Source organism: Streptomyces sp. NPDC104226, assembly GCF_055584085.1.
In genome coordinates, this window is sequence record NZ_JBVJMS010000006.1 from 139,879 (window position 1) to 162,338 (window position 22,460).

Annotated in this window: 21 protein-coding genes and 3 tRNA genes; 19 read left to right on the top strand and 5 right to left on the bottom strand. The window is 73.1% G+C overall.

What is annotated here, in order from left to right:
* Window positions 1–35: 35 nt before the first annotated feature.
* The 13 genes from ACZ60J_RS19880 (at window position 36) to ACZ60J_RS19940 (ending at window position 13,225) form a co-directional block, all read left to right on the top strand.
* Window positions 36–443 carry an NADH-quinone oxidoreductase subunit A gene (locus tag ACZ60J_RS19880; protein WP_250740903.1) on the top strand — a complete coding sequence of 136 codons (408 nt, stop codon included), beginning with the start codon at window positions 36–38 and terminating at the stop codon, window positions 441–443.
* Window positions 434–1,063 carry an NADH-quinone oxidoreductase subunit B gene (locus ACZ60J_RS19885; RefSeq protein WP_469683508.1) on the top strand — a complete coding sequence of 210 codons (630 nt, stop codon included), beginning with the start codon at window positions 434–436 and terminating at the stop codon, window positions 1,061–1,063. Before ACZ60J_RS19880 ends, ACZ60J_RS19885 begins: the two co-directional genes overlap by 10 nt.
* Entirely contained in the window at window positions 1,060–2,697 is a 1,638-nt protein-coding gene (locus tag ACZ60J_RS19890; RefSeq protein ID WP_469683509.1) for an NADH-quinone oxidoreductase subunit C, read from the top strand. Before ACZ60J_RS19885 ends, ACZ60J_RS19890 begins: the two co-directional genes overlap by 4 nt.
* Window positions 2,694–3,662, top strand: coding sequence for a complex I subunit 1/NuoH family protein (locus ACZ60J_RS19895; RefSeq protein WP_469683510.1), 969 nt, complete (start codon window positions 2,694–2,696; stop codon window positions 3,660–3,662). The genes ACZ60J_RS19890 and ACZ60J_RS19895 overlap by 4 nt, the downstream gene beginning before the upstream one ends.
* On the top strand, window positions 3,662–4,276 hold the full coding sequence (locus ACZ60J_RS19900; protein WP_469683512.1) for a NuoI/complex I 23 kDa subunit family protein: 615 nt from the start codon (window positions 3,662–3,664) through the stop codon (window positions 4,274–4,276). The genes ACZ60J_RS19895 and ACZ60J_RS19900 overlap by 1 nt, the downstream gene beginning before the upstream one ends.
* Window positions 4,276–4,875: an NADH-quinone oxidoreductase subunit J family protein gene (locus tag ACZ60J_RS19905; RefSeq protein WP_469683514.1), complete on the top strand. Its 600-nt coding sequence runs from the start codon at window positions 4,276–4,278 to the stop codon at window positions 4,873–4,875. Before ACZ60J_RS19900 ends, ACZ60J_RS19905 begins: the two co-directional genes overlap by 1 nt.
* Window positions 4,875–5,255: an NADH-quinone oxidoreductase subunit NuoK gene (gene nuoK, locus ACZ60J_RS19910; protein ID WP_469683516.1), complete on the top strand. Its 381-nt coding sequence runs from the start codon at window positions 4,875–4,877 to the stop codon at window positions 5,253–5,255. Before ACZ60J_RS19905 ends, nuoK begins: the two co-directional genes overlap by 1 nt.
* Window positions 5,252–7,318, top strand: coding sequence for an NADH-quinone oxidoreductase subunit 5 family protein (locus ACZ60J_RS19915; RefSeq protein WP_469683518.1), 2,067 nt, complete (start codon window positions 5,252–5,254; stop codon window positions 7,316–7,318). The genes nuoK and ACZ60J_RS19915 overlap by 4 nt, the downstream gene beginning before the upstream one ends.
* Before the next feature lie 38 nt (window positions 7,319–7,356).
* A complete protein-coding gene (locus tag ACZ60J_RS19920) occupies window positions 7,357–8,925 on the top strand; it encodes a complex I subunit 4 family protein (RefSeq protein ID WP_469684087.1) in 1,569 nt (522 codons plus the stop codon).
* Window positions 8,926–9,014: 89 nt separating this feature from the next.
* A complete protein-coding gene (locus ACZ60J_RS19925) occupies window positions 9,015–10,550 on the top strand; it encodes an NADH-quinone oxidoreductase subunit N (RefSeq protein WP_469684089.1) in 1,536 nt (511 codons plus the stop codon).
* A 285-nt stretch (window positions 10,551–10,835) separates the two neighbouring features.
* On the top strand, window positions 10,836–11,699 hold the full coding sequence (gene htpX / locus ACZ60J_RS19930; RefSeq protein ID WP_250740894.1) for a zinc metalloprotease HtpX: 864 nt from the start codon (window positions 10,836–10,838) through the stop codon (window positions 11,697–11,699).
* Window positions 11,696–12,088, top strand: coding sequence for a YccF domain-containing protein (locus ACZ60J_RS19935; protein WP_469683520.1), 393 nt, complete (start codon window positions 11,696–11,698; stop codon window positions 12,086–12,088). Before htpX ends, ACZ60J_RS19935 begins: the two co-directional genes overlap by 4 nt.
* A 102-nt stretch (window positions 12,089–12,190) precedes the next feature.
* Complete coding sequence (locus ACZ60J_RS19940; protein ID WP_469683522.1) at window positions 12,191–13,225, top strand: glycosyltransferase family 2 protein; 1,035 nt, start codon at window positions 12,191–12,193, stop codon at window positions 13,223–13,225.
* Window positions 13,226–13,407: 182 nt separating this feature from the next.
* Here ACZ60J_RS19940 and ACZ60J_RS19945 read toward each other — a convergent pair whose 3' ends face one another.
* The 3 genes from ACZ60J_RS19945 to ACZ60J_RS19955 form a co-directional block, all read right to left on the bottom strand.
* On the bottom strand, window positions 13,408–14,631 hold the full coding sequence (locus ACZ60J_RS19945; protein WP_469684091.1) for an APC family permease: 1,224 nt from the start codon (window positions 14,629–14,631) through the stop codon (window positions 13,408–13,410).
* 57 nt (window positions 14,632–14,688) lie between these two features.
* Window positions 14,689–16,122 carry a SulP family inorganic anion transporter gene (locus ACZ60J_RS19950; protein ID WP_469683523.1) on the bottom strand — a complete coding sequence of 478 codons (1,434 nt, stop codon included), beginning with the start codon at window positions 16,120–16,122 and terminating at the stop codon, window positions 14,689–14,691.
* 242 nt (window positions 16,123–16,364) lie between these two features.
* On the bottom strand, window positions 16,365–16,853 hold the full coding sequence (locus ACZ60J_RS19955) for a YajQ family cyclic di-GMP-binding protein (RefSeq protein WP_469683525.1): 489 nt from the start codon (window positions 16,851–16,853) through the stop codon (window positions 16,365–16,367).
* A gap of 198 nt (window positions 16,854–17,051) precedes the next feature.
* Between ACZ60J_RS19955 and ACZ60J_RS19960 the strand changes: the two genes are divergently transcribed.
* The 3 genes from ACZ60J_RS19960 to ACZ60J_RS19970 all read left to right on the top strand — a co-directional run bounded on the left by ACZ60J_RS19960 (window position 17,052) and on the right by ACZ60J_RS19970 (window position 18,239).
* A tRNA-Tyr gene (locus ACZ60J_RS19960) sits at window positions 17,052–17,133 on the top strand.
* A 201-nt stretch (window positions 17,134–17,334) separates the two neighbouring features.
* Complete coding sequence (locus ACZ60J_RS19965; protein WP_469683527.1) at window positions 17,335–17,715, top strand: hypothetical protein; 381 nt, start codon at window positions 17,335–17,337, stop codon at window positions 17,713–17,715.
* Window positions 17,716–17,801: 86 nt separating this feature from the next.
* The gene (locus ACZ60J_RS19970) at window positions 17,802–18,239 is read left to right on the top strand and encodes a DUF3574 domain-containing protein (RefSeq protein WP_469683528.1); all 438 of its coding nucleotides are present in this window, start codon (window positions 17,802–17,804) and stop codon (window positions 18,237–18,239) included.
* A 75-nt stretch (window positions 18,240–18,314) separates the two neighbouring features.
* On the opposite strand, the gene ACZ60J_RS19975 is transcribed toward ACZ60J_RS19970, so the two are convergent.
* The gene (locus ACZ60J_RS19975; protein ID WP_469683530.1) at window positions 18,315–18,971 is read right to left on the bottom strand and encodes an SDR family oxidoreductase; all 657 of its coding nucleotides are present in this window, start codon (window positions 18,969–18,971) and stop codon (window positions 18,315–18,317) included.
* 54 nt (window positions 18,972–19,025) lie between these two features.
* A complete protein-coding gene (locus tag ACZ60J_RS19980; protein WP_469683531.1) occupies window positions 19,026–20,363 on the bottom strand; it encodes an amidohydrolase family protein in 1,338 nt (445 codons plus the stop codon).
* Window positions 20,364–21,971: 1,608 nt separating this feature from the next.
* On the opposite strand from ACZ60J_RS19980, the gene ACZ60J_RS19985 reads away from it, so the two are divergent.
* The 3 genes from ACZ60J_RS19985 to rpmG all read left to right on the top strand — a co-directional run bounded on the left by ACZ60J_RS19985 (window position 21,972) and on the right by rpmG (window position 22,419).
* Window positions 21,972–22,044 (top strand) — tRNA-Thr (locus ACZ60J_RS19985).
* A 48-nt stretch (window positions 22,045–22,092) separates the two neighbouring features.
* Window positions 22,093–22,165, top strand: a tRNA-Met gene (locus ACZ60J_RS19990).
* An 89-nt stretch (window positions 22,166–22,254) separates the two neighbouring features.
* Entirely contained in the window at window positions 22,255–22,419 is a 165-nt protein-coding gene (gene rpmG / locus ACZ60J_RS19995; RefSeq protein WP_003956487.1) for a 50S ribosomal protein L33, read from the top strand.
* Window positions 22,420–22,460 lie beyond the last annotated feature (41 nt).

Below are 22,460 nucleotides of genomic sequence, written 5' to 3' on the forward strand. Positions count from 1 at the left end.
GATCGTCGACAGTGGCCGAGGAACGAGGAACGGACGTGCCCGAACCAACGGTATCGACCGTATCCGTGCTCGCAGCGGACTACTTCCGAACGTATTCGGTCGTCGGTCTCCTGGCCGCGCTCGGTGTGCTCTTCGTGGCCGTGGCGTTCGGCGCCAACCGCCTGCTGAGCCCGTCCGTCCCGACCCGCGAGAAACTCCTGACCTACGAGTGCGGCGTGGACCCGGTGGGCGAGGGCTGGGCGCACACCCAGGTCCGCTACTACGTCTACGCCTTCCTCTACGTCATCTTCGCCGTCGACTCGATCTTCCTCTTCCCCTGGGCGACGGTGTTCGCCGCCGCCGGCTACGGCGCCACGACGCTGGTGGAGATGTTCATCTTCCTCGGCTTCCTGGCCGTCGGCCTGCTCTACGCGTACAAGAAGGGCGTCCTCGAATGGCTGTGACCCCGGCCGGTACCCCGGCCACGGAGTCGGAGCCGCAGCTGCTCCCGGAGCCGAAGCGGCTGGGCGTCCTGTCCCGCCTCGCGCCCGAGCCCATGAAGGTGGTCCTCAACTGGGGCCGCCGCTACAGCCTGTGGGTCTTCAACTTCGGCCTCGCCTGCTGCGCGATCGAGTTCATCGCGGCCTCGATGGCCCGCCATGACTTCATCCGGCTCGGCGTCATCCCCTTCGCGCCCGGCCCGCGCCAGGCGGACCTCATGATCGTCTCCGGCACGGTGACGGACAAGATGGCCCCGGCCGTCAAGCGGCTGTACGAGCAGATGCCCGAGCCCAAGTACGTCATCTCCTTCGGCGCCTGCTCCAACTGCGGCGGCCCGTACTGGGACTCGTACTCGGTGACCAAGGGCGTCGACCAGATCATCCCGGTCGACGTCTACGTCCCCGGCTGCCCGCCGCGCCCCGAGGCCCTCCTCCAGGGCATCCTCAAGCTCCAGGAGAAGATCGCCCGCGAATCGCTCGCGGAGCGCTACACGACCACGCCCGCGCCGTCCCCGGCGCAGCTCACGAGCGGCCTGATCACCCCTCCGCCCACCCCCACCGCCGCTCCCGGGACGGACGCGTGAACCTCTACGACTCCCTCCCCGACGCGGCGGGAACGGTCTTCGGCGCCGAAGCGGTCGGCTCCCTCTCCTACTCCGTCCTCACGGTCGACGTCCCCACCGCGAGCTGGATCCCCGCGCTGGAGATCGCCCGCGACAAGCTGGGCTGCACCTACTTCGACTGGCTGAGCGCGGTGGACGAGCCGGGCACCGGCTTCCGCATCTGCGCGCACGTCGTCTCCCTGGAGAACCACCGCGTACGCCGCCTCCTGCTGCGCACCACCGTCCCCCACTCGGCGCCCTCCCTGCCGTCGGCGGTCTCGATCTACGCCGGCGCGGAATGGCACGAGCGCGAGACCTGGGAGATGTTCGGGGTCGCCTTCACCGACCACCCCAACCTGGTTCCGCTGCTCCTCCCCGAGAACTTCGAGGGCCACCCGCTGCGCAAGGACTTCGTCCTCGCGGCGCGGGTCGCCAAGGCATGGCCGGGCGCGAAGGAGCCGGGCGAGGCGCACGACCCGGACGCCCCGAAGCGCCGCCAGATGCTCCCGCCGGGCGTACCGGACCCCAACGACTGGGGCCCGATGAAGGGCCAGCTCCCCCCGGCCCCCACCCGCCCCGCCCGCACCCCGCGCGCAGCCGGCGACCGCCCGGCCCGCACCCCCCGCGAAGGCGCCCCGGCAACCACCCCCGAGGAAACCCCGGCCCGCCCGGTCCGCCGTACCCGCTCGGTAGCCGACGGCTCGGCGAGCCAGGCCGCAGCCACCCCGGCCGAGGCACCGTCGCCCGACGCCGGCCCGGCCCCGTCCGAGGCGGCCCGCCCTGCGCGCCGCTCCCGCTCGGCATCCGACGGCTCGGCGAGCCAGGCCGCAGCCGAACCGACCACCCCGGCACCGGCCGAACCGGCCACCCCGGCCGAGGCGCCGTCGCCCGACGCCGGCCCGGCTGCGTCCGAGGCGGCCCCGGCCCGCCCGGCGCGCCGCTCCCGCTCGGCATCCGACGGCTCGGCGAGCCAGGCCGCGGCCGAAGCCACACCCGAGGCGGAACCGCGACCCCCCGCCCGCCCGGTGCGCGGCAGCACGGACGCCCCCTGGCACAACCCGAAGCCGGCCTTCGACACCCCGGAGCCCCCGGCCCCCCGGCCGACCCCGGCGACTCCGGAGGCCCCGGCTGACCGGGCAACCCCGGCGACTCCGGAAGCCCCGGCCGACCGGGCAACCCCGGCCACTTCGGAAGCCCCGGTCGACCGGGGAACCCCGGAGGCCCCGGCTGACCGGGCAACCCCGGCGACTCCGGAGACCCCGGCCGACCGGGCAACCCCGGTCACTCCGGAAGCCCCGGTCGACCGGGCAACCCCGGAGGACCCGGCCGAACCGGCCGCCCCCGAGGACCAGGCGGCCCCGGCCGCCCCCGCGGCTCCGGCCACTCCGGAGGTCCCGGCCACCCCCGAAGACCCGACGGCCCCGGCCACCCTGGCCGAACTCGCCGACCCGGCCACCCCCAAGGACCAGGCGGCCCCGGCCGCCCCCGCCGGATCCGAGCAGGACTCCGAGTCCGGGTCCGAGTCCGCCCCCAAGGCGGACCCCGCGGACCCCGCCGACCCGGACGACCCGGAGACGGACCCCACCCCCAACGACCCCACCGGAGGCGCCGCGTGAACGACGTCCTCGACGTCGCCCTGCGGCTGATCGTCGTCTTCGCCGTCTTCCTCGTGCTCCCGCTCGTCGTCGGGCAGACCGAGCACAAGGTGATGGCCCACATGCAGGGCCGCCTCGGCCCCATGTACGCCGGCGGCTTCCACGGCTGGGCCCAGCTCGTCGCCGACGGAGTCAAGTTCGCGCAGAAGGAAGACATCGTCCCGGCCAACGCCGACCGCCGTGTCTTCCAGCTCGCCCCCGCCGTCGCGCTCCTCCCTTACCTCCTGGTCCTCCTAGCCATCCCGATCGGCCCCGGCGAGGGCGCCGTCGGCCAGGTCATCGACGCCGGGCTCTTCTTCGCGCTCGCCGTCATGGGCGTGGGCGTGCTCGGCTCGCTCATGGCCGGCTGGGCCTCCGCGAACAAGTTCTCCCTCCTCGGAGGCCTCCGCACCGCCGCCCAGCTGCTCGCCTACGAGCTCCCCATGCTGCTCGCGGCGGCCTCGGTCGCCATGGCCGCCGGAACCGTCTCGCTCCCCGGCATCGTCGGCGCCTTCGAGTGGTGGTGGCTGCCCTGGCAGATCGTCGGCGGACTCGTCTTCTTCACCGCCGGCCTCGCCGAGCTCCAGCGGCCCCCCTTCGACATGCCCGTCGCCGACTCCGAGATCATCTTCGGCGCGTACACCGAGTACACCGGCCTGCGCTTCGCGCTGTTCCTGCTCGCCGAGTACGCCGGCATCGTCGTCCTGTGCGCCCTGACCACCGTCCTCTTCCTGGGCGGCTGGCACGGCCCCTTCGGCGGTGACGACTTCGGCTGGGCCTGGACCCTGATCAAGATCGCCGCGCTGTCCTTCGTCGTCATCTGGCTCCGCGTGAGCTACCCCCGCCTGCGCGAGGACCAGCTGCAGAAGCTCGCCTGGACCGTACTCATCCCCCTCGCGCTCGCCCAGATCGCGCTCACCGGCATCGTGAAGGTGGCGATCCAGTAATGCCTCCCATCCCTGGCTCCGGCCTCGCCAAGGGCCTGGCCGTCACGCTGCGCACGATGACGAAGCGCTCGCACACCGCCCAGTACCCCGAGGTGCAGCCCGAACTCCCGCCGCGCTCGCGCGGGGTCATCGGCCTGTTCGAGGAGAACTGCACGGTCTGCATGCTGTGCGCACGCGAGTGCCCCGACTGGTGCATCTACATCGACTCCCACAAGGAGACGGTGCCGGCCGCCGCCCCCGGTGGCCGTGAGCGCAGCCGCAACGTCCTCGACCGCTTCGCCATCGACTTCTCCCTCTGCATGTACTGCGGCATCTGCATCGAGGTGTGCCCCTTCGACGCACTGTTCTGGTCGCCGGAGTTCGAGTACGCCGAGACCGACATCCACGAGCTCACCCACGAGCGCGACAAGCTGCGCGAGTGGATGTGGACCGTCCCGGCCCCGCCGGCCCTGGATCCGGGCGCCGAGGAACCCAAGGAGATCGCGGCCGCCCGCAAGGCCGTGGAGAAGGCGGAGGCCGCGGCCGCCGCCGAGCAGTCCCCGGCCGCGCCCGCGCAGCCCGGCTACCCGGTGCAGCCCGGCAACCCCCCGAACCCGGCGGGAGGCGCCGTCTGATGCTCACCGCCCACCTCGCGGCCGCCGCCCAAGGCACCGGCAACGGCTTCCTCTCCCCGACCGGCGTCGAGATCGCCTTCGTCCTCGTCGGCCTCGCCACCCTCGGCGCGGCCGCCGTCACGGTCACCACCAAGCAGCTTGTGCACGCCGCCCTGTGGCTGGTCGTCGCCCTCGGCGGGATCGCCGTCGAGTACCTGCTGCTGACCGCCGAGTTCATCGCCTGGGTCCAGGTGCTGATCTACCTCGGTTCCGTGGTCGTCCTCCTCCTCTTCGGGCTGATGCTCACCAAGGCCCCCATCGGCCGTTCACCGGACGCCGACTCGGGCAACCGCCCGGTCGCGCTCGGCGTGGCCCTCGTCGCGGCCGCCGCGCTCGTCTGGGTGGTCGTCGACGCCTTCCGCACCACCTGGATCGACCTCGACGGCCCCGCCCAGGGCTCCACCAAGGTCTCGGGAGAGATCCTCTTCCGGCACTGGGTGCTGCCCTTCGAGGCGCTCTCCGTCCTCCTCCTCGCGGCCCTGATCGGCGCCATCGTGCTGTCCCGCAAGGACGCGCCCGCCACCGCGACCCCCGCCGACCCGAAGGGCGGGCAGCGCTGATGCACCTCGCCTACCCCGCCGTGCTGGCGGCGCTCCTCTTCTGCACGGGCCTGTACGGAGTGCTCGCCCGCCGCAACGCCATCCTGGTCCTGATGTCCGTCGAGCTGATGCTCAACGCCGTCAACCTCAACCTGGTGGCCTTCGACGTCTGGCTGCGCGACAGCCTGCACGCCGGCCAGGCCCTCACCCTCTTCACCATCGCCATCGCCGCCGCCGAGATCGGCATCGGCCTCGCGATCGTGCTGATGGTCTACCGCAACCGGGGCACCGCCGACGTCGACCGACTGCGCGACACCGCCGAGGGCCACGAGCCGGACGGCTCGGACCCGGCCGGCGTGAACCCGGGCAGCGCGAACCCTGCGACCGGAGCCGCCGCGTGAGCACACCGACCCTCGCCGTACTGGTCCCCCTCCTGCCCTTCCTGGGCGCACTGGCGGGACTGCTCCTCGGCCGCACCGCCCCCGGCTTCGTCAAGCCGCTCGCCGTGCTGCCGACGCTGGCTGCCGCGGTCCTCGCGGTCCTGGTCGCCGTCCGCCAGGGCGGCGGCAAGGCGATCGACACGGCGACCGAGCTGACCCCGACCGGCTCGGTGCCCATCGAGCTCTCGCTCCACCTGGACGGCTTCGCCGTCATGGTGGCCGTCCTCGTCGGCCTCGTCGCCACCTGCGTGCAGATCTACTCGACGGCGTACCTGCGCGAGGACCCGCGCTACCCGTCCTACGCCGCTCTGGTCTCACTGTTCACCTCCGCCATGCTGCTCGTCGTCTACTCCGGCGACCTGATGGTGCTGCTGGTCGGCTGGGAGATCATGGGCATCTGCTCGTACTTCCTGGTCGGCCACTACTGGGAGACCGAGGCGGCCCGCTCCGCCTCCCTGAAGGCCTTCCTCGTCACCAAGCTCGGCGACGTCCCCTTCCTCATCGGCCTGTTCGCGCTCGCCACCGACGCCGGGTCCTTCCGGATCACCAAGATCCTGGGCACCGTCGCCGCGGGCGGACTCGACCACCCGACGCTCATCGCGCTCCTCCTGCTGGCCGGAGTCGCGGGCAAGTCCGCGCAGTTCCCGCTGCACACATGGCTTCCGGACGCCATGGCGGGCCCCACCCCGGTCTCCGCGCTGATCCACGCGGCGACGATGGTCGCCGCCGGCGTCTACTTCGTCGCCCGCCTCCTCCCCGTCTTCGCGGCGTCCCGGGCCGCACTGGTGGTCCTGGCCGTCATGGCGGCCGTCACGATGGTCGGCTCCGCCCTCGCCGCCCTGGCCCAGGACGACATCAAGCGGGTGCTGGCCTACTCCACGATCGGCCAGCTCGGCTACATGACCGGGGCCCTGGCCGTCGGCGACCGCGCGGCCGCCGTCTTCCACCTCCTGTCCCACGGCGCCTTCAAGGCGCTCCTCTTCCTCGGCGCCGGCGTGATCATCCACGCCGCCGGGACGAACTCCCTCGCCGCCATGTCCCGCATGGACGGACTGTCCAAGCGCATCCCCGACGCCTTCTGGACGATGACGATCGCGCTGCTCGCGCTCGCCGCCTTCCCGCCCTTCGCCGGCTTCTTCTCCAAGGAAGCCGTCCTCGTCGCCGCCGAGCACACCGCCGGCGGCCACTCGGAGCTCGCCCCGAGCGCGGCCGGCTGGGTGGTCCTCGTCGCCGGCGTGCTGACCGCCCTGCTCACCGCCGCCTACGCCACCCGGCTGTGGCTGATGGCCTTCCGCGGCCGGGGCGCAGCCGCCCCCGACCACGGCAAGGAGCCCGTCGCCATGACCGGCGTGCTGTGGCTGCTGGCGGTCCCGTCCGTGGGCTTCGGTCTGCTGGCCGGTCCCCTCTCCGACTTCTTCGACGGCCGCGAGCTCACCCCGTCGCTGACGACCTCGGTCCTCGGCACGGGCGCCGCCGCCGTCGGCGCGGTGCTGACCTATGCCCTGTGGCAGCGCGCCCAGGCCCAGGCCGCCCTGACCCCGGCAGCCCCGGCCGGAGCGGGCCCCGCCACCGCCGGTGCGCCCGCCACCGGCGCCGCCCCCGTGCCCGCCACCGGCGCCGTGCCCGCCTCCGTCGTCGCCGCAGAGTCCGCCGCCGAGAGCCCCGAAGTCGCCGAGGTCACCCACGACCACCCGGCCGTCTCCACGGCCCCCGCTGCCGACCCCGGCCGCGCGCTCCTCGGACCGCTGCACCGGCACGCCGCCGTCGGCTTCCACCTCGACGCCGTTTACGACCGCCTGTTCGTCCGACCCGTCCGAGGTGCCGCAGCCCTCGTGCGCTTCCTCGACCGCGAGGTCGTGGACTCGTACGTCCGTGGCGCGGGCCTCGGCCCCCGGCTGCTCGGCACGCTCGTGCGCCGCGCCCAGACCGGCAACGTGCAGAGCTACCTGAGTGCCCTGCTCGCCGGCGCCGTGGTCCTGGCGATCGCCACCGCCGTCCTCGCCAACGTCAACGCCGGATCGTGAGCCGTGAGTCAGCCGTGATTGATATCAGCCCGTCCGTGATGCAGTTCCTTCTGGCGTTCGTCGTGGCCGGCCCGCTCGTCGGCGCCGTCGCCGCCCTCCTGCCGGCCCCGCCCGGACTGAAGGGCAAGAGCCCCGAACAGGCCGTACTGCGCCACGGCGTGACCGTGACCGGTGCGATCCTCGCCGCGGCGATCGTCCTCGCCGTGGGCTTCGACCACGACGCCCCGTCCCGCTTCCAGGCGACGACGGACATCAGCTGGATCCAGGCCCTGAACGTCCGGATCCACCTCGGCATCGACGGCATCTCGCTCCCCCTCCTCCTGATGACCGCGCTGCTGTTCTTCCTCTGCGCGCTCTACAGCTACTTCAAGCTCCCCGCGGGCCCCTCCGCGAAGGCCTTCGTCGCCCTGCTCCTGGTCCTGGAGTCCGGCACCCTCGCCACCTTCGCCGTCCTCGACCTGCTGCTGTTCTTCCTCGCCTTCGAGATGGTCCTCATCCCCATGTACTTCCTCATCGCCCGCTGGGGCGGTGCTCAGCGGCAGGCAGCCGCCTGGAAGTTCATCCTCTACACCCTCCTCGGCTCCGTGGTGATGCTGCTCGGCCTGCTGCTGATCGGGCTGAACAGCGGCACCTTCGACATGGTGGCACTGGCCTCCGACAACGGCCGCGAACTGTCCCACACCACCCAGGTCCTGGCCGTTCTGGCCATCGGGATCGGCCTCGCCGTGAAGACCCCGATGTGGCCGCTGCACAGCTGGCTGCCGGACGCCCACACGGCCGCCCCCACCGTCGGCTCCGTCCTCCTCGCGGGCGTCCTGCTGAAGATGGGCACCTACGGTTTCGTCCGGATCCTGTTGCCCGCCACCCCCGACGGCATGGCCACCTTCGCCCCGTACCTGGGCGCCTTCGCCGCGGTCGGCATCGTCTACGGGTCCCTGGCCTGCCTCGCCCTCGCCCGCAAGGGCAACAAGGGCGACCTCAAGCGCCTCATCGCGTACTCCTCCGTCGGCCACATGGGCTTCGTCCTCCTCGGCATCGCGTCCATGACCCCGACCGGTGTGAACGGCGCTCTGTTCGCCAACGTCGCGCACGGTCTGATCACCGGCCTTCTCTTCTTTCTTGTCGGTTCCCTCAAAGACCGTTACAACACGGCCGATCTCGACACCCTCGCCGGAGCCACCGGAGCAGCCCTCTACGGCCGCGCCCCCCGCCTCGGAGCCCTGCTCGCCTTCGCCGCCATCGCCTCGCTCGGCCTCCCCGGCCTGGCCGGCTTCTGGGGCGAGATGCTGGCCCTCTTCGGCGCGTTCGACCCCGCCGAGGGCCTGCCCCGGCCGGCGTTCCTCACGTACATGGCCGTCGGCGCGTTCGGCACCCTGCTCACCGCCGCCTACCTTCTGATCGTCGTACGGCGGGTGTGCATGGGCGACCCGAAGGCCGCGCGCGAAGGGACCGCCGCCCCGGTGGTCCTCGCGGACATCCAGCGCTACGAGTACGCCGCCTGGAGCCCGCTCGTCGCCCTCACCCTCCTCGCCGGCCTGTGGCCCGCGGTCCTCCTCGGCCTCACCGACCCGGCCGTCCAGAAGCTCCTCGCGGGAGGGAACTCATGACGGTCCTTCAGTCCATCGCCGGCACCGGCATCGGCACTGGTACTGGCACCACCATCGCCGCCACCATCGGCGCCGCCGACGCGCCCAGCATGGTCCAGTCCGTCGACTGGCTCGCCATCGCGCCGGTCGTCATCACCGCCGCAGTCGGCCTCCTCGTGCTGGTCGCCGACCTCTTCCTGCCGGAGCGCCGCAAGCCGCTGCTCGGCTGGATCTCCGTGGCCGGGCTGGCAGCCGCGACTGCCACCCTGCTGCCGCTGCGCGCCGGCGACCGCAGCACCTTCTGCCTCACCGGACCCGGTACGGCCGACCCGGCCGCGTGCAGCTACGCCGCCGACCACTTCGCGCTCGTCGTGCAGTTCCTCGTCCTGGGCGGCGCCCTGGTCACCGCCCTGCTGTCGGTCACCGCCGTCCGCGAGGCGCGCATGCCGGCCGGCGAGTACTGGTTCCTGCTGCTCTCCTCCGCCGCCGGCGCCGCCCTGCTGCCCGCCTCCCGCGACCTCGCCACCCTGATCGTCGCCCTCGAAGTCGCCTCGCTGCCGGCCTTCGCCCTCGTCGGCATGCGCCGCGGCGACCGGCTCTCCTCCGAGGCCGCCCTCAAGTTCTTCCTGTCCTCCGTCACGGCCACCGCCGTGTCCCTGATGGGCGTCAGCTTCGTCTACGCCGCCACCGGCTCCCTGCACCTCACCCAGGTCGCCGACCGGCTCGGGAACGTCCCCGGACAGCTCGACACGCTGGCCATGGCCGGCGTCGCGCTCACCCTGGTCGGCTTCGCCTTCAAGACGGCCGCCGTCCCCTTCCACTTCTGGGTCCCGGACACCTACGTGGGCGCCCCGCTGCCCGTCGCCGGATACCTGTCGGTCATCGGCAAGGCCGTCGGCTTCACCGGCCTCATCCTCGTCACGGTGATCGCCTTCCCCGCGTACTCCGACGTCTGGGGCCCGGCCCTCGCCGTCCTGGCCGCGCTCACCATGACCCTCGGCAACGCGGCGGCCCTGCGCCAGTCCGCCGACCGGCCGGGCGGGGCCGTACGGCTGCTCGCCTGGTCCTCCGTGGGCCAGGCCGGCTACCTGCTGGTCCCGATCGCGGCCGCCGCCTACGCCGGCCGCGACCAGATCGGCTCCACCGTCGCCTACGCCCTCATGTACGCCGCCGTGAACCTCGGCGCCTTCGCCGTGGCCGCCCTGGTGGCCCGTACGAAGCCGCTGCACCGGCTCGCCGACTACCGGGGCCTGTACGCCGAGAGCCCGCTCGCCGCCCTCGCGATGGCCTTCTTCCTGCTCTGCCTGGCCGGTCTGCCGCCGGGCATCATCGGGCTCTTCGCGAAGGTCACCGTCTTCCGTTCGGCGGTCGACGCGGGCCTGGGCTGGCTCGCCGTGGTCATGGCCGTCAACGTCGTCATCGCGCTGTACTACTACCTGCGCTGGACCGCCCTGCTCTTCCGCACCCCCGAGGGGGCCGTCCCGGACACGGCGCCGGAGGGCGCGCAGGAGGCCGCGCAGCCCCGTACGCGCACCCCTTGGCCGGTCATGGTGGCCATCGTGCTCACCGCCGCCACCGCGCTGGTCCTCTCGGGTGCCCCGCAGCTCGTCCTGCGCTTCGCCACGGGGAGCCTCTTCCCGCTGTAGGGCCGCGCCCGTAACCCGTACGGCCTAACCTGCGCCCCGCCCGCGGCAGCACCGCGGCAGCCCTGCGAGAGGCCCGCCACAGCCCCGCGGAAGCCCCGCCACAGCCCTGCCGCCGCCCCGCCCCCCGGTCCACCGGGGCGGCGGGGTCCGGCGTGCCCGGGGAACCTGCCGCCCTCACCTGGCGTTGACCAGGAAGGAAGGGTCCACTGGACCGTATGGACAGCAGGCCCTCCGATCCCCAGATCCTGGACGGGTCCCCCTGCCGCACCACTTGGAGGGCGCACCGTGCACCGCCGGCACAACGGGCTGAAGACCGCCGTACTCCTCGGTGGTCTGTCGGCCCTCATCATCCTGATCGGAAGCTTCTTCGGCCGGGGCGGCCTGATCGTCGCCGTCCTCGTGGCCCTCGGCACCAACGCGTACGCGTACTGGAACAGCGACAAACTCGCCCTGCGCGCGATGCGCGCCCGCCCCGTCAGCGAGTTCGAGGCGCCCGAGCTGTACCGCATGGTGCGCGAGCTCTCCACGTCCGCGCGCCAGCCCATGCCCCGGCTCTACATCTCGCCGACCGAAGCCCCCAACGCCTTCGCCACCGGCCGCAACCCGCGCAACGCCGCGGTCTGCTGCACCGAGGGCATCCTGCGCATACTCGACGAGCGTGAGCTGCGCGGGGTCATCGGCCACGAGCTCAGCCACGTCTACAACCGCGACATCCTCATCTCGTCCGTCGCGGGCGCCCTGGCCTCCGTGATCATGTTCCTGGTCAACTTCGCCTGGCTGATCCCCATCGGCCGCTCCAACGACGACGAGGGACCGGGACTCTTCGGCATGCTGCTGATCATGATCCTGGGACCGCTCGCGGCCTCCGTGATCCAGCTCGCCATCAGCCGCTCGCGCGAGTACGAGGCGGACGCCTCCGGGGCCCAGCTCACCGGGGACCCGCTCGCCCTCGCCAGCGCCCTGCGCAAGCTGGACGCCGGCACCAAGCAGCTTCCGCTGCCCGCCGAGCCCCGACTGGAGACAGCGAGCCACATGATGATCGCCAATCCCTTCCGTCCCGGCGAAGGATTGTCCAAGATGTTTTCCACACACCCTCCGATGGCCGAGCGCATCGCCCGGCTCGAACAGATGGCAGGCCGTAGTCAGTGAAGACCATCCTGAACCTCATTTGGCTCGTCCTGAGCGGAGTCTGGCTCTTCCTGGGCTACTGCCTGGCGGGTGTGATCCTCTGCATCACCATCATCGGAATCCCCTTCGGCATAGCCTCGTTCCGCATCGCCGTGTACGCCCTGTGGCCCTTCGGGTACACGGCCGTCGAGCGGCGTGACGCGGGTGCCGCGTCCTGCATCGGGAACGTGCTGTGGCTCGTCCTCGCCGGCTGGTGGCTGGCCCTCGGCCACATCGTCACCGGCATCGCGCTGTGCGTCACGATCATCGGCATCCCGTTCGGCATCGCCAACTTCAAGATGGTCCCGCTCTCCCTGCTCCCGCTGGGCCGCGAGATCGTCCCCACGGACGCTCCGTTCGCCTCGCGCTGAGCCGCGCCGAGCCCGGATCCGGTTCATCCACTCGTATTAAAGTTCCGGGTTGCGGACGAGTGACGCGGACGAGCGGCACGCACAACGGGCAGGGAAGAACCGATGTCGAACGAGCCCTCTGACCCCTCTGAGCCTTACGAGTTCTCCGAGCCCTCTGATCCCTCCGAGCCCTCCGAGCCCTCCACGACCCTCTCCGTGGTCGTGCCGATGTACAACGAGGAGGACGCGCTGCCGGCCCTGGTCGGCAGACTGCGCCCGGCGCTCGACGCCATGGCCGTCCGCTACGAGGTCGTCGCCGTCGACGACGGCAGCAAGGACCGCACCGCGGAGCTGCTCACCGAGTTCCAGGCCAAGTGGCCCGAGCTGCGGGTCGTGCGGCTGCGCGGGAACTCCGGCCACCAGGCCGCCCTCACGGCGGGCCTGCACAGCGCCTCGGGCGCGTACGTGGCCAGCATCGACGCGGACCTCCAGGACCCGCCGGAGAAGATCCCGGAGATGCTCGACCTGGCCCGCGCGGACGGTCTCGACATCGTCTACGGCGTCCGGGCCGACCGGAGCACGGACACCGGCTTCAAGCGGCACACGGCCGGCGCGTACTACTGGCTGGTGCGCCGCCTGGTCGGCAAGCAGGTGCCCGCGCAGGCGGGCGACTTCCGGCTGCTCAGCCGCGCGGCGGTCGACGCGGTCAAGGCCATGCCCGACCAGCACCAGGTGTACCGCCTGCTCGTGCCGTGGCTCGGCTTCCCCAGCGGGCAGGTCAGCTACCAGCGCGAGGAGCGGGTGGCGGGGGAGACCAAGTACCCGCTGAGCAAGATGTTCCGGCTCGGCGTCGACAGCGTCATCAACTTCTCCGCCGCCCCGCTGCGCCTGGCCACCTGGCTGGGGGTGGCCAGCTTCTTCGGCTGCCTGCTGATGGTGGGCGCGACCCTGGCGATCTACCTGAAGGGCCAGACCGTCCCCGGCTGGACCTCGCTGTTCATCGTGATGCTCTTCCTCGGCGGCGTGCAGCTGATCTGCGTCGGCCTGCTCGGCGAGTACATCGGCCGCATCTACACGGCCGTGCAGCGCCGCCCCACCTTCTTCGTCGGGTACGACTCGCACGCCCCGGCGCGGAACGCGGAGCGCCAAGCGGACTGAGGCCGCGCCCCCGTCTGCGCCCCCGCCGCCCTTCCTCGTCGCACCCTTACCGCGGCTGAAACCGCAGGTCAGGGCGATTGTCAGTGGGGGCTGTCACTCTGTGTGCATGAATGACATCGAGCAGTTGCCGAAGCGAGTCGCCGGCCCCCGTGCGCACCTCCCACCAGGCCGGTACGCGGGCCTCAGGGCCCGGGAGCGAGGCGTCGGCGCACCCGGTAGGCCAGCGCGCCCAGCGCCAGCACCGCGGCCCCCGTGACCGTCGACGCGGCGGGCAGCGCGCAGGCCAGCACCACGCAGCCGGACAGCCCCACCGCTGCCACGGCCCGGTCCTTGACACCTGAATCGAGAGTCCACGCGGAAGCGTTCGCGATCGCGTAGTAGGCGAGCACGCCGAAGGAGGAGAAACCGATCGCGCCCCGCAGATCGGTGGTGGCCGCGAGCACCGCCACCACCGCGCCCACCGCCAGCTCGGCGTGGTGCGGCACCTGATGCCGGGGATGTACGGCGGCCAGCGCGCGCGGCAGATGGCCGTCCCGCGCCATCGCCAGGGTGGTCCGCGACACCCCGAGTACGAGCGCCAGCAGCGAGCCGAGCGCCGCCAAGGCCGCGCCCACCCGGACGACGGGAGTCAGCCCGGGCCACCCGGCCGCGCGCACGGCGTCGGCCAGCGGGGCCGCCGACCGCCCCAGACCGTCGGCACCGAGCACCGACAGCGCCGCCACCGAGACCGCGGCGTAGACGAGCAGGGCGATCCCCAGGGCGAGGGGCACCGCCCGCGGGATCGTGCGCTCCGGGTCGCGCACCTCCTCGCCCAGGGTGGTGATCCGGGCGTAGCCCGCGAAGGCGAAGAACAGCAGCCCGGCGCCCTGGAGCAGCCCCGCCGCCGCCCAGTCCGAGCCGCCGAGACGGCCGGCGTCGGCCGTGCCGGAGGACAGGCACACCACCACGACGCCGGCCAGGACGGCCAGCACCACCGCCACGATCACCCGGGCGATCCGGGCGGACTTCTGCACGCCTCCGTAGCTCGCGGCGGTCAGTGCCACCACCGCCGCCACGGCCACCGCGTGCTGCTGCCCGGGCCACGCGTAGGCCCCGACCGTGAGGGCCATCGCCGCGCAGGAGGCCGTTTTGCCGACGACGAAGCCCCAGCCGGCCAGGTATCCCCAGAAGGGCCCGAGCCGTTCGCGTCCGTACACGTAGGTGCCGCCCGAGGAGGGGTAGCGGGCGGCCAGTCGCGCCGAGGAGTGCGCGTTGCAGTACGCCACCAGGGCCGCGAGCGCGAGCGCCGCGAGGAGCGCTCCGCCGGCCGCGCGCGCCGCCGGGGCCAGGGCGGCGAAGATCCCGGCGCCGACCATCGCGCCGAGCCCGACGACGACCGCGTCGAAGACGCCCAGGGTGCGCTTCATCTCGTGGTGCGGGGGATGCGCGGGGTGGGTGGCGTTCACGGGCGGAGCGTAGACGGCCTAGGCGACGCCTTCCCGGCCGGGGGCCGGCGTACGGCTGCGCTCCCAGCCGTCCAGGGCGGTCAGGCAGGCATGGTCGAGGTGGCGCAGCCCGCTCAGGTCGAGGCGGACGACTCCGCCGCGGGGCAGTGCGTCCAGCTCGTCGAGCAGTTTGGGCAGTCGCAGGAAACTGGCGTTCCCCAGGATCCGCACGCGCAGTTCGTCGCCCTCCCACACCGGCTCGATGTGCACGTGGGAGGTCTCCCAGGCCGCCTTGGCGACGGCGAGCCCCAGCCCGACGAGCACTCCCTCGAAGAGGTTCGTGGTCACGATCGCCGCGGCCGTCGCCACCAGGACGACCGCCTCGCCCCGGTGCGAGCGCCACAGGGCGGCCACCGCCCGCACCGGAAGCAGCTTCCAGCCGGCATGCAGCAGTACCCCGGCCAGCGCGGCGAGCGGGACGGACTCCAGCAGCCCCGGCACGGCCACGGCGAACAGCAGCAGCCAGCCGCCGTGCAGGATCCGGGAGGCCCGAGTGCGGGCGCCGGCCTCGACGTTGGCGGCGCTGCGGACGATGACGGCGGTCATCGGCAGGGCCCCGAGCAGCCCGCAGAAGGTGTTCCCGACGCCCTGGGCGACCAGTTCGCGGTCGTAGTCGGTCCGGGGCCCGTCGTGCATGCGGTCCACGGCCGCCGCACTGAACAGCGTCTCGGCGGAGGCGATCAGCGCGAGCGCCACCACGGTCCCCACGGCCCCCACGGAGGCGAGCACGCCGAAGTCGGCCCAGCCGGGCAGGGTCACGGCCGACATGACGCCGGTGACCCGGACCCGCTCCACGGGCAGCCGCAGCAGCACGGCCACGGCGGTCGCGGCCGCCACCCCGACGAGCGCCCCCGGCACGAGCCGGAGCCGGTCGGGCATCCGCCGCCAGGCCACCAGCACGGCGACCGTCCCGGCCCCGAGCGCCACGGCGGTCCAGTCGGCGCGCCAGCCGAGCTCCAGCGCCCCGGCGAGTTTCTCCAGGGTCTGCCCCGGGGCCTCCACGCCGGCCAGGGAGTACAGCTGACCGGCGATCAGCACGAGCCCGATACCGGCCAGCATCCCGTGCACGACGGCCACGGAGATCGCCCGGAACCACCGCCCGAGCCGGAGCACGCCCATGCCCAGCTGCACCAGGCCGGCGGCCAGGACGAGCACGCCGAGCGCGGGCAGCCCGTAGGTCTGCACGGCCTCGTAGACGAGCACGGTGAGCCCGGCGGCCGGGCCGCTCACCTGGAGGGCGCTGCCCCGGAACCAGCCGGTGACCAGTCCGCCCACCACCCCGGTGAGGATCCCGAGTTCGGCCGGCACCCCGGAGGCGACGGCCACCCCGACGCAGAGCGGTAGCGCGACCAGGGCGACCACCACGGACGCCCCGAAGTCTTCACGTAGCGTGCCGGCCCCAGGCACAGGCATGCGGGAACCCCCTGTCGAGGCGCTGACGGACACCCCTCACCCTGGTGGGCGCACTGCCGCCCGCCCAAGTGCACACGGAGGACGGCACGGGCGCGTACGCCGCTCACGCCGGGCACACACCCACCGCGCGCCGGTCCCGGGGCGCCACGCACCGAGCCCCGCCGCCGCAACGACCGCGGCCCGGCGGTCCTCGAAGGACCGCCGGGCCGGCGTGTGGGCTGAACCGTGGCCGAAGCCGGTGATCAGCGGTAGTTCACGAACTGGATCGCGAAGTCCAGGTCCTTGCCCTTGAGCAGGGCCTGGATCTCCTGGAGGTCGTCGCGGCTCTTGGAGGTGACGCGCAGCTCGTCGCCCTGGACCTGGGCCTTGACGCCCTTGGGGCCCTCGTCGCGGATGATCTTGGCGACCTTCTTGGCGTTCTCCTGGGAGATGCCTTCCTCGATCGTGGCGAAGATCTTGTACTCCTTGCCGGACAGCTGCGGCTCACCGGCGTCGAGCGACTTGAGCGAGATCCCGCGCTTGACCAGCTTGGTCTCGAAGATGTCCAGGATGGCCTTGACGCGCTCCTCGCCGTTCGCCTCCATGAGGATCTTCTCGCCGGACCAGCCGATCGAGGCGTTCGTGCCCTTGAAGTCGAAGCGCGTCGCGATTTCCTTGGCGGCCTGGTTGAGGGCGTTGTCGACCTCCTGCCGCTCGACCTTCGAGACGATGTCGAAACTGGAGTCGGCCATGTGCTGTGGCTCCTTGAAGTCGGTAGTGACGGCCCCGAAGGGCGCGGCCGGACATCCCCGGACCGCTCCGCAAAGCCTAGCCACCACGCCCACGTGCGGCGCTGATCAATCCGGTGGCGAAGCACCCCCGGTCATCAGGTATCGTTTACGTCGTTGCCAAGGAGCGCCGCCGCAAGGCGGAAAGAAGGCAGCGATCATGGCGGTGTGCCCGAGTGGCCAAAGGGAGCAGACTGTAAATCTGCCGGCTCAGCCTACCCAGGTTCGAACCCTGGCGCCGCCACGCGAGTGAGACCCTCGCCCATTGCAGAAATGCAGTGGGCGGGGGTTTTCTCGTACACCCGGAAGCAGAGGGCCTCCTGTGAAATCCACTGGGCGGCGTAGTGGCCCGGGGTGCATGCTCTCCGCATGATCAGCATCAGCGGCCGAAAGGGCCATGGCGCGTAAGGCGCCCTCGCAGGTCCGGTCGGACCTGCCACGTTGGATGCCCCGAGAGGGCGACCGAGCCGTCGTTCCCGGGGTCTCCTCCGGCACCCTCAGGGAGATCGCCCGCGTCGAACGCCACCGGTACGAGCCGGGCGCGGCCCATCGGGCCCTGTCCGCCTGGCGCGCGACGGTGTACGGGCGGGGCCCTTCGTGGATCCTCTACCCGAGCCGGTACGACGACCCCTGCTGCTCGCCCCCCTGGGGTGGCGATCACCGGGAAGTCCTGGAGGGCCTGTGCCTCGCCCTGCCCCGTCGCGCCGCGCGGGAACTGCGGGCCGTGCTCGCTCCGCTCGATGCGCGGTTCCTCGCCCGGACGCTCGACGATCCCCACGCCCCGCCGGGGGACCCGTGGTGGCAGCGCCGCCTGGAGACGGCATGAGGGGCCGGACGGAGGAGGCACGGGCGCGGCTGGTCCATCGGGCGGAACCGGGCGTACCGATGTGGGGCCCCGGTCGTTCATCCGGCGTGAAATGGACTTCTGACGCGCGCGGAAAGGTCGGTGGCGGGGTGCTCCTCGCCCTGCTCGGAGCGGGGATCCCGGCACTGGTCGGAGCAGCGCTCGACACCCATGTGGGGAATCCCTACCAGGAGACCCGGCTCTACTTCGGCACCGAGCGGCCGGGCGGCCGTCCGCCGGTCGGGGAGCGGGAGTTCATGGGGTTCCTCGAACGGGAGATCACCCCGGCCTTCCCCGAGGGGCTGACCCTCCAGGACGGGCGCGGCCAGTGGCAGCGGGACGGGAAGCTCATCCGCGAGGTCTCGTACGAGGTGGTGCTGCTGTACCCGGAGAAGGAGGCCGACGAGCGCGGTGCGCGCATCGAGCGGATCCGGGAGGCGTACGAGCAGCGGTTCCAGCAGGATTCGGTCGGCCGCTCCGACGACCGCCTGACCGTCGACTTCTGACGGGGGCGGCCCCACGGCCGGGGTGCCGTTCCGGCCCCCGGCCGTGGGGCTGCTGCAAGAACCGGAAGAGGCGGCCTAGTTGCCCGCCACGTCCTTGACCGCCACCGGGACCGGGGTCGAGCCCGCGATCAGTTCCAGGGTGAGGCCCGCGGTCGCGGGCGTGTCGATCAGCTCGGCGAGGACCGCCGCCACGTCGTCGCGGGTGACCGGCCCGCGGCCCGTCTGCGCCTCCAGGCGGACCAGGCCTGTACCCGCGTCGTCGGTCAGAGAGCCCGGGCGCAGGACCGTCCACTCCAGGCCCAGACGGGTGCGGACGTGCTCGTCGGCCTCGCCCTTGGCGCGGAGGTAGTGGTCGAAGACCTCGTCGCCCTCGCGGCGGGTGTCCGCGCCCATCGAGGAGACCATCAGGAAGCGGCGTACCCGGGCCCGTTCGGCGGCGTCCGCGAACAGCACGGCCGCGCCCCGGTCCACCGTGTCCTTGCGCCCGGCCCCGCTGCCGGGACCCGCGCCCGCCGCGAACACCGCGGCGTCCGCGCCTTGGAGGATGCCCGCCACGTGCTCGACCGACGCCGACTCCAGGTCGCACAGCACCGGTTCGGCGCCCGCCTCCCTGAGGTCGTCGCCCTGTGCCGGATCGCGGATGATGCCCGCGACCTCGTACCCGCGCGCGGCGAGCAGGCGCTCCAGCCGCAGCGCGATCTGACCGTGTCCACCCGCGATGACGATGCGCATGCCACGACCGTACGACGAGCCGGGCGACCGCGCCCGGGAACATGCGGTGAATGCTCAGGGGCCGGGCTCCATACGGCCCTGCCGGGGCAGGTCCAGGGCCACCGCGACGGCCGAGTCGCAGTACTCCCGTACGGCACTCGTCCGGGCTACCACCCGCCCGCGGTGGATCACGATCCGGCTGTACGCGAGGGACAGCACGCTCGCGATCCGGTCCCCGCGCACGGCGAGCAGCTCCGCGGGGAACCCGGCCTCCACCCGGACCTCCGGCAGGCCCATCGCCTCGCGGGCGGCGCCGGAGACCGAGTGGTAGGCCTCGGTGGCGCGGAGCCCGCCCTGGGAGGCGAGGAGGTACGCGGCTTCGAGCGGGTCTCCGCGCCCGACCGGGTTGCCCGCGTCGCGCAGGGCCCCGCTGCCGGCCGCGACGCGCACCCCGGCGGCGCGCAGCAGCCGTACGGGGGCGGTGCGCAGGCCCCGCCGTTCCAGGGCCGCGCAGTCGCCCTGGGGGAGGCAGGTCACCCCTACGCCGGCGGCCGCCAGCTGGTCGGCGGCCCGGGTCGCCACGTCCAGCGGGAGCCGGGACAGGCCGCCGCAGGGCCCGATGGACACCCCGGGCCGCAGCCCGCCGGCCATCGCCGCGAGCCGGGACAGGCGGGCGGGGTCGTCGCCGTCGGTGTGCAGGTCGACGGGGCAGCCGTGCTCGGAGGCGAGTTCCAGTACGGCTTCGAGGAAGCCGGTGGGGTCGGGGTCGAGGTCGGGGCAGCCGCCGATGACGGAGGCGCCCATCTTCACGGCGTCCCGCAGCATGGCGAGCCCGTCGGCCCCGGCCACCCCGGTCAGCAGGCGGGGAACGGCGACGGTGGTGAGATCGGTGAGCCCGCGCAGGGAGCGGCGGGCCTGGAGCACGGCCTCCAGGGGGCCGAGGCCGTGCACGTCGCCGATGCGCACGTGGGACCGGACGGCCGTGGCGCCGTGCCCGAGCTGGAGCAGGGCCGCCTCGGTGGCGCGGCGCTGCACCTCGTCGGGGGCGTAGGAGACGGGCCCTTCGCTGTCCGCGGTCAGGGCGGTGTCCCCATGGGAGTGGGGCTCGGCGGGCGCGGGGAGGAGCAGGTAGCCGGTGAGGTCGACGCGGGCGCCCGCGGCGGCGGGCAGGCTGCCGGCCGTACCGACGGCCTGGATCCGGCCGCCGCCGAGGCGGACGTCGACGGTGCGGCCGTCGGTGAGGCGGGCGCCGGCGAGGAGCAGGGTGGTGGGCTCGGGGGCCGCCGGGCCCGGGGCTCCCGGACTTCCCTGGGTGCCCTCGGGGCCGTGCCCCTGCCCCTGCCCCGGGCCCTGGCCGCCGCCGGGGCGGTTGCGCGGGGAGTGGGACGGCTGCTGCGGCGGGCTGTCGGACATCGCGCTCCTGCGGTGGCTCGGGCGGTTCCTGGAGCCGTGGCCGCGGCCCGCGGCCCAAGATCACGCAGCGTGCTCAGAGCCTAGGGGGCGGGGGTGCCTGCTTCGCGGAGGAGGGCAATAGTCGTACCGCTGCGTCTGGGCGCCCCACCCTCCTCCGCGGCCCCTCACAGCCCGACCCGAGCCCGCTCCCGGGTCCCGCTTCTGGCTCCCACCCCGGCTTCCGCCCCGGCTTCGGCCCCGGGTCGCGCCCCGGCTTCCGCCTCTGATCCCGGCCTGGGTCGCGCCTCGGCTTCCGCCTCGGGGCCCATCCCGGCTTCGGCCCCGGGTCGCGCCCCGGCTTCGGCCCCGGGTCCCGGCCTGGGTCGCGCCCCGGATTCCGCCCCGGGTCCCGGCATCAGACCCGGCCGCGGGCTCCGGTTCCGGGTCACGACCTCGTCCGGGCCGTGGACACGCCCCGGGGTTCCGACCCCAAGTGTTGGACTCAGTCCGGGCCGCGGCTCCGGCCCCAGTCCCGACCCTGGATCCGGTCCCGGTCCTGGCTGCGCGCTCCCTTCCGGTCCCGACTGCTGGGTCTTCGCCGCGGTGCCGGCCGCGGACCCGCCTCGGGGTTCCCACCGTGGGTGCCGACCTCAGTCCTGGCCGCGGCTCCGGCCCTAGGTTCCGGCCCTCGTCCGGGGCCTCGGGCTCCGGTCTCGGTGCCGGCCGCGGACCGGCCCCGGGTTCCGACCCCTGGTGCCGACCCCAGTCCCGGCCTCGGGCTCCGACCCCGACCCCGACCCCAGGTTCCGACCGTGGGCACGGGCCCAGGCCCGGCTGCGTCTCAAGGCCCGGGGCCTGGACCCGGAGTAGATCCTGGGGCCGGCTGGGGTTCATGTCCGGAGTCGCCCCCGGCTGGGCTTGCTGCGGCCTTGGCCGTGTGGCTGCCGCGTGGCGACCGCCCCGCCTGTGCCGTGCGGCGACCGCCCTGCCTGTGCCGCGCTGCGGCCGCCCCGGCCTGCAGTGCGGACTCCGCGGTCAGCTCCGGAGCCGCCGCCGTGGGCCTGCTCGTGGCACCTGGCGATGCTGCAGGCCCGGGCTGTGCCCCGGGCTCCGGCCGCCTTGCCCGGTCTCTGCCTCCGCGCGCGCCCGGCCCTGGCCCCGCCTCCGCCAGCCTTGTCCCGCCCCGTGCTCGTCCCCGCCAGCCTGGTCCGGCCCCCCGTCAGCCTGCCCGGTCCCCGTCCCCGCCAACGTGGTTCGGCCCCTGCCCCTGCCCTTGCCCCGGCCCCAGCCCCAGCCCCAGCCCCGGACCACGCCCCAGCCCCCGGCCCCGGCCTTGGCCCCGGCCTTCGTGCTCCTGTGCACGGCCGCGGCTCCCGCCGGTTCGACCCGTTCCCGCTCTCTGGCGTGGACTCCGGGGGCCGCCGCGCGTTCGCCCCCGGGCCGGGCCGGTTCGGCGGGCGGGAGGGGAGTGGGGTGTGATGCCTGACACCTTTCGGGGGGAAAGGTGCTTCGAGGGGGGCCCGAGGCGGGTTTCGGGGGGATCAAGAAAGGCCGCGGTGGTGCTCCGAGGCCAGGCCCCGCAAAGGATTTGGGCGATCGGCTGGCGACCGTGTAATGTCTTCCTCGCTCGCCCCAATAGCTCAGTCGGTAGAGCGTCTCCATGGTAAGGAGAAGGTCTGCGGTTCGATTCCGCATTGGGGCTCTGGTGAGAGAGGTTCCCCACCCTCGGGTGGGGAACGGATCTCATCAAAGCGGCGTAGCTCAGTCGGTAGAGCAAGCGGCTCATAATCGCTGTGTCACCGGTTCAAGTCCGGTCGCCGCTACACCCAGTAGCCGATTGCGGGGTCGGTCTCCCGATCGGCTACTCTTTTATGCGTTCATCCGTCCCAATTGTCCGTCAAGGAGCACTCACGTGGCTGCCACCGACGTCCGCCCGAAGATCACGCTGGCCTGCGTGGAGTGCAAGGAGCGGAACTACATCACCAAGAAGAACCGGCGTAACAACCCGGACCGTCTTGAGATGAAGAAGCACTGCCCGCGCTGCAACTCGCACACCGCGCACCGCGAGACCCGCTAACACCAGGCGAAGTCTCGTACAACAGGCTGAGTCATACGTCA

Excerpts from the sequence above, each read along its gene's own strand:
- ACZ60J_RS19885 (WP_469683508.1), top strand. The coding sequence starts at position 434 with ATGGCTGTGACCCCGGCCGGTACCCCGGCCACGGAGTCGGAGCCGCAG.
- ACZ60J_RS19900 (WP_469683512.1), top strand. The coding sequence starts at position 3,662 with ATGCCTCCCATCCCTGGCTCCGGCCTCGCCAAGGGCCTGGCCGTCACG.
- ACZ60J_RS19905 (WP_469683514.1), top strand. The coding sequence starts at position 4,276 with ATGCTCACCGCCCACCTCGCGGCCGCCGCCCAAGGCACCGGCAACGGC.
- nuoK (WP_469683516.1), top strand. The coding sequence starts at position 4,875 with ATGCACCTCGCCTACCCCGCCGTGCTGGCGGCGCTCCTCTTCTGCACG.
- ACZ60J_RS19920 (WP_469684087.1), top strand. The coding sequence starts at position 7,357 with ATGCAGTTCCTTCTGGCGTTCGTCGTGGCCGGCCCGCTCGTCGGCGCC.
- ACZ60J_RS19925 (WP_469684089.1), top strand. The coding sequence starts at position 9,015 with ATGGTCCAGTCCGTCGACTGGCTCGCCATCGCGCCGGTCGTCATCACC.
- ACZ60J_RS19940 (WP_469683522.1), top strand. The coding sequence starts at position 12,191 with ATGTCGAACGAGCCCTCTGACCCCTCTGAGCCTTACGAGTTCTCCGAG.
- ACZ60J_RS19945 (WP_469684091.1), bottom strand. The coding sequence starts at position 14,631 with ATGAAGCGCACCCTGGGCGTCTTCGACGCGGTCGTCGTCGGGCTCGGC.
- ACZ60J_RS19950 (WP_469683523.1), bottom strand. The coding sequence starts at position 16,122 with ATGCCTGTGCCTGGGGCCGGCACGCTACGTGAAGACTTCGGGGCGTCC.
- ACZ60J_RS19955 (WP_469683525.1), bottom strand. The coding sequence starts at position 16,853 with ATGGCCGACTCCAGTTTCGACATCGTCTCGAAGGTCGAGCGGCAGGAG.
- ACZ60J_RS19965 (WP_469683527.1), top strand. The coding sequence starts at position 17,335 with ATGCCCCGAGAGGGCGACCGAGCCGTCGTTCCCGGGGTCTCCTCCGGC.
- ACZ60J_RS19975 (WP_469683530.1), bottom strand. The coding sequence starts at position 18,971 with ATGCGCATCGTCATCGCGGGTGGACACGGTCAGATCGCGCTGCGGCTG.
- ACZ60J_RS19980 (WP_469683531.1), bottom strand. The coding sequence starts at position 20,363 with ATGTCCGACAGCCCGCCGCAGCAGCCGTCCCACTCCCCGCGCAACCGC.